Below are 7,632 nucleotides of genomic sequence, written 5' to 3'. Positions count from 1 at the left end.
TGGTACCGGGAGGGGAGGCTGAAGGCGTTCGACGAGGGAGGGCGCAAGGTGTACGATACGATAGCCGGCCGCAGGAGGCGGCTGGGGCTGGCCGCCTAGGCCGTCCGGAAAAACGTCCGCACCCCCGTATCGCTGGTTTTCGATTCGCTAAACGGCTTATTTTAGCTCTTACGGTAAAATATCATAGAAAAGTTGAAAAATCATTACTGTTACGGAACTTGCATGGCGTCTCAAAGTGCGCGTGCGCCGATGCGGGGGTTTGCGGCGACCTTTTTGTCCCCTTTCTCTCGCTCCTCGCCTGTGCGTTCGGATCGTCTTGCAAATCGGCCGAAGCCCTTTCGGCGTACGGCGTTTTCGGCGTTTCGCATCGTATCGGGTTGGGAAGGTTTCGCTCCTGCTATAATCGGCATGCCGTTCGCGCAAAGCGAGGATGCGGGCGCGCAAAGAGCGCAGATGGCGAGGGGTGCGCTCGGCTTTGGCTTGCGCATCGCACGCAGAGCCGGAGCGCGCGAAGCCGAAGCGCGCGCAGAGAGTTGGAGCGCGCGCAGAGCGCCGGAGCGTGTGTAGGGCCGGGGCGCGCGGAGCCGGAGCGCGTACGGGGCCAGGAGATGCGGCCGAGCGGGGCGCGGAAGGCGAAGCCGGGCGACGGCGGTCGGTCGGGCGTCGCGCCGTCGGGACGGCTGGGCGGCGGAAGGGCCGGACGACGGGGCTGCCGCGCTGCCGAGAAAGTCGGGCGCAAGAAGACCGGACGGCGAGATGGAAAGGGTCGCATGGACGTAACGGGGCTCATCGACGCGCTGTTCGCGCATGACGTGCAGGGCCAAGCGCTCTCCGTACCGTGGAGCATCGATTACTTCTCGGTGGTCGTGGGCGCGCTTACCGGCGCGCTGTTCGCGTGCGACCGCAAGCTCGACATCATCGGCACGGTGGTGCTCGGGCTGCTCACGGGCTATGGAGGCGGCATCATCCGCGACATGCTGCTGCAGGATCGCGGCGTGTACTTCACCTCGCACCCCGATCTCATCGTCATCTGCATCGCCATCTGCGTGTTCGTGTTCTACTTCCGCGGTCTGTTCCGGCATCTGGACGCCACGGTGTTCTTCGCCGACGCGCTGTCGGTGGGGCTGTTCGCGCTCGCGGGGGCCAGCAAGGCGTTCGCGTGCGGCGAGGGCTTCGTGCTGTCGGTGATCCTCGGCGGCATCACCGCGGTGGGCGGCGGCGCGATCCGCGACATCTGCGTGGGCGAGACGCCCGGCATCTTCCAGCAGTCGAACTTCTACGCGGTGGCCGGCCTCGGCGGCTCGTTTGCGTTCGTGGCGCTGGCCTATGCGGGCTGCCCGCTGCCCATCGCGGGCGTGGCGTGCGTGTTCGCGGTCACGTTTTTGCGCTACTGGAGCGTGTACTTCGATTGGAAGACGGCGAGCGAGGCCGACCTTACGCCGCACGTGGCGCGCGGCGTGGGCAAGGTCCTTCGCGTCGCGGAGGGCGTGTTCTTGCACGGCGGCGACGCGACGGCGCGTCAAAGGCGCTTGCCGCGGCTGCTCAGGCGGCATGCGACGAGCGGGCGGGCGCGGGGAGAGGGCCGCGCGCGTGATCGCGCCGATGCTGCCCTCGAGAGTGAAGGCTTTGATGCCTGTTCGCGCGCCGATGGCGCCGCCGCCCGTTCTGGCGCTGGTTCTCCCGATGCCTCGCGCGCATGCGGCGATCGCGTCCGCGAGGAGGTCGTCCGGGACGATGGAGACGCAGACGTGGACTCTGCCTCCTGCAGGGATAGTTCCCGCGACTGACGGACCGTCTCAAGGGCGCGCGCCCTTTCCGGCACGTGGCGAAACGCTGGAAACTCGCCGTCGCGTGCACGGCCCGCTGCGGCGTCTGCCATAATGTCTGCGACAACGAACGTGCCGTGCGACGCCCTGCCCGGGTTCACGCAGGAGGGGAAGAAGGATCGGATATGGCTGACATCATCGAGGGCAAGCGCCCCGTCGTCGAGGCGCTGCGCACCGGCGTGCCCATGAAGTGCTTGCTTCTGGGCGACTACGTGAAGAAAGACGGCCTGGTGGAGGACATCCTGCGCAAGGCGAAGCGGGCCGACGTGCCCGTGAAGCTGGTGCCGCGCCGCACGCTCGACGAGCGCTCCGAGCGGGGAAGCCACCAGGGCGTGCTCGCGCAGGCCAAGCCGTTCGGCTACGTGGGCATCGGCGAGATCGTGGACGCCGCCGCCCGCCTCACCGCCGAACGCGACGGGCGCGCGCTCGTCGTCATCCTCGACCACATCACCGACGCCGGCAACTTCGGGGCCATCGCCCGCAGCGCCGAGACGGTGGGCGCGTGCGGCCTCGTCATCCCCAACAAGCGCAGCGCCCGCGTGGAGGCGTCCACCTACAAAAGCTCGGCGGGCGCGATCACGCACCTTCCCGTGGCGCAGGTGTCGAACCTCGTGCAGACGATGATGCGCCTCAAGGAGGAGGGCTTCTGGATCGCCGGGGCCACCGAGCATGCGAGCGACGTCATCTGGGACGTGAACCTCAAGGGCAAGATCGCGCTCGTCATGGGCAACGAGCAGGAGGGTCTGTCGCGCTTGGTCATGGAGCACTGCGACCTTCTGGCGAAGCTGCCCGTCGAAGGCGAGGTCGCCTCGCTCAACGTCGCTCAGGCCGCCACTGCCTGCATGTACGAATGGCTGCGTCAGAACAGGTAGGCCGGCCGTCCGGCCGAGCGGCGGCGCGTGTTGGCGCTGCGGGGCATCGCGGCGCGCCGTCGCGCCGTCCTTTCGATGGGCGGCATGCGCGACATGCGTTTGGGCGCGAGACGCGACGGTTCGCATCCTGGCGCTTCGCGTCGGTTCCCTCGGGTCGGTGAGGCGAGCGACCATGGCAAGGCAGCGCAAGAAGCTCCTCCTCGTTGACGGGTACAACGTGCTGCGCTCGGGCAGCCGCTACCGCGTCGCGCCCGAGGAGGACTACACCGACGACACCTTCAACGCCGCGCGCGAAATGCTGGTGAACGACGTGGCGAGCTACGCGGGCCGCGAGTGGCGCGCCGTCATCGTGTTCGACGGCGCGCGAAACGAGTTCTCCACCGGCGAGGCCGCGTGCGTCGGAGGCGTGCGCATCGTGTTCTCCCCGGCGGGCCAGTCGGCCGACAAGGTGATCGAGAAGCTCGCGCACGACGCGCGCGAGCGTCAGGTGGAGACGCTTGTGGTCACGAGCGACGCCACCATCCAGGACACGGTGTTCGGCGGCGGGGTGGACCGCATGAGCGCCGACGGTTTCAGCCGCGAGATGGCCAGCTACGACGAGGAGGCCCGCCTCGACGAGACGCCGAAGGTGGCCGAGAAGCGCACCGTGGCCAGCCGCATCGACCCCGAGACGCTGGCCAAGCTCAAGGCCCTGCGCGACGGCCGCTAGGAGCGCGCCGGCGGGCGAGCGTCGGTTGGCTTTTCCACGTATTTTCTCGAACGCCCTTTTCCTTCCGGATGCAGGCTTCCCTGCTCGACGAGCTCGGCAAGCCCTCTTTGAGCCGTCCTTCTTGCGATCCCCCTCGATTCGAGATCCGAGACACCCACCCATCCCTTTTCCGCAACGATCTCCATCGTCAGCGCGGCGACATCGGCGAGTTGCGTCGGGCGCGTTTCGGGCAACTCCCTTTTTCTGATGGGCACCGTCGTTCTGAACACGCTGCCCTCTTCGAGCGCCGGCGCTCCTCCGGCGTAGATGGGGGCGTACTTGTGCAGGTTACGGGTGCCCGACCCCAGCTCTTCGGCAAGGCCTATCTGGTTGAAGAACGAGGCGATCAGCGGGTTTTTCGGCACGGGGTTGAACTCGGACAGCACGATGGGCCCTCTGAATATCGCACGGCTTGCGTTCTCGGCTCGCAAGTCGTTGCCGTCGATGACGAGTCTGGCGGGAAGAGGGCTTGAGAACTCGCGGTGGACGAGGGTGTTGGAGACCACTTCGCGAACGATGATGTCGCGGGGGCTGACGGCTACAGTGCCTTCCAGGTGGAACCGGTCGGGCAGATGCTTCGCGCAGAAGTCAAAGAGGAGATCGTAGGCTTCGATGAGGTTTTCGCGGACGGTGATGCGATCGTCGTATCGATCCTTGTCGTCGATCTGCAGCAGCGCGTCTGTCTTGTACGCCGGACAGAGAGAGCGAATGACGTCGGTCTTTCCCAGAAGCAACACGGCGGCCAGGTTGAAGCCTCGCTCGTTTGTCGCGTAGTTCTTGCCGAGCAGCCCCGCCGACCGCAGAAGCTCCTCGTCGGTCATCTTCTGCCAAGGGTGGTCGCGTCGCTTTCCCAAGGCCATCGCGCGGATGGCCGGCAGCATGTCCAGGCGAAGATCGGAGGCTTCGACGTAAGGGAGCACGCGCTGCTCGGTGTAGACGCCTTGCTTTCGGAGGCACAGCTCGGTTAGCTGCGACTCGGTTCTGACCACGATGTCGGCATCCTCAATGCGCTCGTACACCTTTTTCTTATAGCTATGGATCGAGGGACTTGAAGGCACCCATATCCGGATGATGTTCGCCCCTTCGAAATCGATGTCCTCGAACTCCAAGATGACGGGAGGTTCGAACACGTTGGCGTTGTTGACGACGTTGACAATGTTGCGCTTGATGGCGGCCGCCTTTTCGTGCGGAATGCCGACCACGCCCCCGTCGTCTTCGACGCCGAGGAAGATGCTGCCGCCGAATCCGTTCGCGAACGAACAGATGGTTTCGAACGTGTCGGCACCCGGCGCGTTTCCGCACCGCTTGAACTCGATGGAGGGCGTCTCGCCCAATGAGAGGTGGCTCGTCAGCTCCGTGGTGTCCATGGCCTCCCTTCCTGCGCGTGTCCTCTATTATACATTCTTATTGGCGCGATTTGGCGCGATTTGGCGCGATTTGGCGCGATTTGGCGCGATTTGGAGCAGCCGTTACCCGTTCGCGTTTTCCTGGCGCGGTGCTATAATGTCCAATGATTTGCTACATTGCGACAATGGGGATGGTTTCGCGCTCGCGCGTTCGCGCGCGGGGCGGTGGCAAAGCGGGGGCGCATGTTCGATCTGCTCGTCATAGGGTACCTGTTTCTGGGAGGCGCGGGAGGCGGCGCGTGCGCGGTGCTCTCTGCGCTCGAGGTCGCGCGCGTTGTCGCGCCAGGGCGTATGGAGTTCCCCGACGACCTGTTCGCCCGCGCCTGGCCTGTCTGCACGGTGGCGCTGGTCACGGGCATCGTGTGCATCGCCGCCGACCTTGGCCGTCCCGACCGGCTGTTCGTGCTGTTGTCCTCGCCGCGTCCCACGCCGCTTTCGGCGGGGGCGTACGCGCTTGCCGCAGCGACGGCGTGCGCGGCGACGTTCTCGGCGTTCTCCCTGCTCGACAACGTGCGCGCGTCTCGCGCGGTTCGCCTCGCGCTTTCGGCTGCGACGCTCGTTGCGGGCCTTGTCACCGTCACCTACACCGGCGTGCTCCTCCAGGGGCTTGCGTCGGTGCTCTTCTGGCGCACACCGCTTCTCCCTGCCACATTCGCGCTCTCGTCGCTGTCGTGCGGGGTGGCGGTCGTGCTCCTGGCGGCGGCGTTCGTGGAGACGCGCCGTCCGAACGGGCGGCTGATCGCCCTGCTCGCGCGCATCGACGGCGCGCTCATCGTGCTCGAGGCGGCATGCCTTGCGGCCTATGTGGGGTGGGGCCTTGCGGGCGAGGGGACGCGTCCCGCGGCAGAGGCCCTCGTCTCGGGCGGGCTCGCGCCTGCGTTCTGGGGCGGCGTCGTGGCGGCGGGGCAGGCGGTTCCCTTCGCCATGGAGCGCTTGCTCACGCACAATAACCACCATTCGCAGCTGCTTTGGATCGCCGGCTTCGTGCTGGCGGGCGGCTGCGCGCTGCGGTTCTGCCTCGTGCAGGCGGGATTGTACGATGTGACGCAGGTTCCGGGCGCCCTGTTCGGGCTCTCGATGGGATAGGAAAGGACGGCGCACATGGCACGACGATCGAAAGAGCGCATCATGAAGGACGCGCCGTACGACATGCGCGACAAGGACGCCGAAATGCTCGCCGCCACCTCCTACGTGCCGCGCAAGTCGTCGCGCAACGGGGCGCTCATCTTCAACCTGGCCGTGTTCGCGCTGTCGTGCGCCGTTGTGCTGGGGGCGGGCGTGGCGCTCACCGGCCGCATCGGCGTGGAGACGGTGGCCCTCATGCTGATCGTAGCGCTGCTCGCGGTGTCGTCCGTGCACATCGCGCTGTCATGGGAGAAGGTGGTGGTGCTGCGCTTCGGCAACCTGAACCGCGTCGTGGGGCCGGGGCTGTACCTCACCGTCCCCATCATCGAGCACGGCACCATCCGCGTGGACCAGCGCGTCATCGCCACGCCGTTTTTCGCCGAGAAGACGCTCACGGCCGACCTCGTGCCCGTCACGGTGGACGCGGTGCTGTTCTGGGTGGTGTGGGATGCCGAGAAGGCGTGCACCGAGGTGGAGGACTACTATGCGGCCGTGTCGTTTCTCGCGCAGACGGCGCTGCGCGAGGCCGTGGGCCGCTCGACCGTGGCCGAGGTGGCGCTGCGCCGCGACCAGTTGGACGTGGAGATCAAGGAGGACATCGAGAAGGAGGCCGCCGGCTGGGGCGTCGACGTCATATCCGTGAAGGTGCGCGACATACGCATACCCGACGAGCTGCAAGAGGCGATGTCGCTCGAGGCCCAGGCCGACCGCGAGAAGAACGCCCGCATGACCGTGGCCGGCGTGGAGGTCGAGCTGGCCGAGATGTTGGCCGAGGCCGCGCGCGTCTACGGCGATCCGGACGCGGCGCTCAAGCTGCGCACGATGCTCATGCAGTACGATGCCGTGAAGAAATCGAAGGGCACTGTGGTCACCGTGCCGAGCGCGCTGTCCGACGGATTCGCGGATAGTGGTATGATGAACGATAACCGCACTCCTGAGAGAAAGACGCCATGAACCAGCTAGCCTCCTTCGAGATCGACTACGCCAGCGGCCTGCCCGTCTGGATCCAGGTGAAGAACCGTATCGCCTACCTCATCGGGGCGGGGGAGTACGCTCCGGGCGACCAGCTGCCCACCGTGCGCGCACTGGCCGTGAGCCTGGACATCAGCTACAACACCGTGAACCGCGCCTACATGGACCTCGAGCGCGAAGGCTACATCGTCACGCGCAAGGGACGAGGCACGTTCGTGGTCGAGCGCCGCGAGGTCGGCGCCGCGCGCGCCACCGACAACGCCATCGAGCTTTTGGCAGACGACCTCATCCGCACCTGCTCGCACGCCGGCATGGCCGACGACGACATCGTCGCGCTCGTGGAGGCCCGCCTCGCCCATCGCGCGCTGGGGTAGGGCCGCATCGGGGAATGGGTCGCATGCGTGGCGCAAGGCCGTGCGGGGCAGGGAGCGCGCGTCGCACGCGCGGACGGGCGGGAGGCCCCAATCGCGTTCCGGTGACTGCGAGAATCTTCGTGCTTGCTACGTTTCGATGGTTTCGGTAATGAAATCAGAGTAATTTTTCGATAGTTTACCGAATCGGGGGTGCGGACGTTTTTCCGGACGGCCTAGGCGGCCAGCCCCAGCCGCCTCCTGCGGCCGGCTATCGTATCGTACACCTTGCGCCCTCCCTCGTCGAACGCCTTCAGCCTCCCCTCCCGGTAC

General features: G+C 66.5%; 7 protein-coding genes. 6 read left to right on the top strand and 1 reads right to left on the bottom strand.

Features of this window, described 5'->3' with window-relative positions:
* Nucleotides 1–770 precede the first annotated feature (770 nt).
* From C2L80_RS12445 to C2L80_RS12435, 3 genes are all read left to right on the top strand, one after another.
* Complete coding sequence (locus C2L80_RS12445) at nt 771–1,787, top strand: trimeric intracellular cation channel family protein (protein WP_239938992.1); 1,017 nt, start codon at nt 771–773, stop codon at nt 1,785–1,787.
* A 164-nt stretch (nt 1,788–1,951) separates the two neighbouring features.
* Nucleotides 1,952–2,698 carry a 23S rRNA (guanosine(2251)-2'-O)-methyltransferase RlmB gene (rlmB, locus tag C2L80_RS12440; protein ID WP_103263312.1) on the top strand — a complete coding sequence of 249 codons (747 nt, stop codon included), beginning with the start codon at nt 1,952–1,954 and terminating at the stop codon, nt 2,696–2,698.
* A 172-nt stretch (nt 2,699–2,870) separates the two neighbouring features.
* Nucleotides 2,871–3,407, top strand: coding sequence for an NYN domain-containing protein (locus C2L80_RS12435; protein ID WP_103263311.1), 537 nt, complete (start codon nt 2,871–2,873; stop codon nt 3,405–3,407).
* On the opposite strand, the gene C2L80_RS12430 is transcribed toward C2L80_RS12435, so the two are convergent.
* Nucleotides 3,404–4,813, bottom strand: coding sequence for an RNA-binding domain-containing protein (locus tag C2L80_RS12430; RefSeq protein WP_103263310.1), 1,410 nt, complete (start codon nt 4,811–4,813; stop codon nt 3,404–3,406). The genes C2L80_RS12435 and C2L80_RS12430 overlap by 4 nt on opposite strands.
* Nucleotides 4,814–5,035: 222 nt before the next feature.
* On the opposite strand from C2L80_RS12430, the gene nrfD reads away from it, so the two are divergent.
* Genes nrfD through C2L80_RS12415 form a run of 3 tightly spaced genes read left to right on the top strand, consistent with a single transcriptional unit; the run spans nt 5,036 to nt 7,323 of the window.
* Entirely contained in the window at nt 5,036–5,938 is a 903-nt protein-coding gene (nrfD, locus tag C2L80_RS12425; RefSeq protein ID WP_103263309.1) for an NrfD/PsrC family molybdoenzyme membrane anchor subunit, read from the top strand.
* Nucleotides 5,939–5,953: 15 nt separating this feature from the next.
* The gene (locus tag C2L80_RS12420) at nt 5,954–6,931 is read left to right on the top strand and encodes a slipin family protein (protein ID WP_103263308.1); all 978 of its coding nucleotides are present in this window, start codon (nt 5,954–5,956) and stop codon (nt 6,929–6,931) included.
* On the top strand, nt 6,928–7,323 hold the full coding sequence (locus C2L80_RS12415; RefSeq protein WP_103263307.1) for a GntR family transcriptional regulator: 396 nt from the start codon (nt 6,928–6,930) through the stop codon (nt 7,321–7,323). Before C2L80_RS12420 ends, C2L80_RS12415 begins: the two co-directional genes overlap by 4 nt.
* The last annotated feature ends 309 nt before the right edge of the window (nt 7,324–7,632 follow it).

Source organism: Rubneribacter badeniensis, from assembly GCF_002899695.1.
Classification (GTDB): Bacteria; Actinomycetota; Coriobacteriia; order Coriobacteriales; family Eggerthellaceae; genus Rubneribacter; species Rubneribacter badeniensis.
The sequence above is the reverse complement of the archived record's forward strand: the minus strand, read 5'-3'. Positions and strand labels throughout refer to the sequence as shown.

Coding starts and splice junctions, on each gene's coding strand:
- C2L80_RS12445 (WP_239938992.1), top strand. CDS start 771: ATGGACGTAACGGGGCTCATCGACGCGCTGTTCGCGCATGACGTGCAG.
- rlmB (WP_103263312.1), top strand. CDS start 1,952: ATGGCTGACATCATCGAGGGCAAGCGCCCCGTCGTCGAGGCGCTGCGC.
- C2L80_RS12435 (WP_103263311.1), top strand. CDS start 2,871: ATGGCAAGGCAGCGCAAGAAGCTCCTCCTCGTTGACGGGTACAACGTG.
- C2L80_RS12430 (WP_103263310.1), bottom strand. CDS start 4,813: ATGGACACCACGGAGCTGACGAGCCACCTCTCATTGGGCGAGACGCCC.
- nrfD (WP_103263309.1), top strand. CDS start 5,036: ATGTTCGATCTGCTCGTCATAGGGTACCTGTTTCTGGGAGGCGCGGGA.
- C2L80_RS12420 (WP_103263308.1), top strand. CDS start 5,954: ATGGCACGACGATCGAAAGAGCGCATCATGAAGGACGCGCCGTACGAC.
- C2L80_RS12415 (WP_103263307.1), top strand. CDS start 6,928: ATGAACCAGCTAGCCTCCTTCGAGATCGACTACGCCAGCGGCCTGCCC.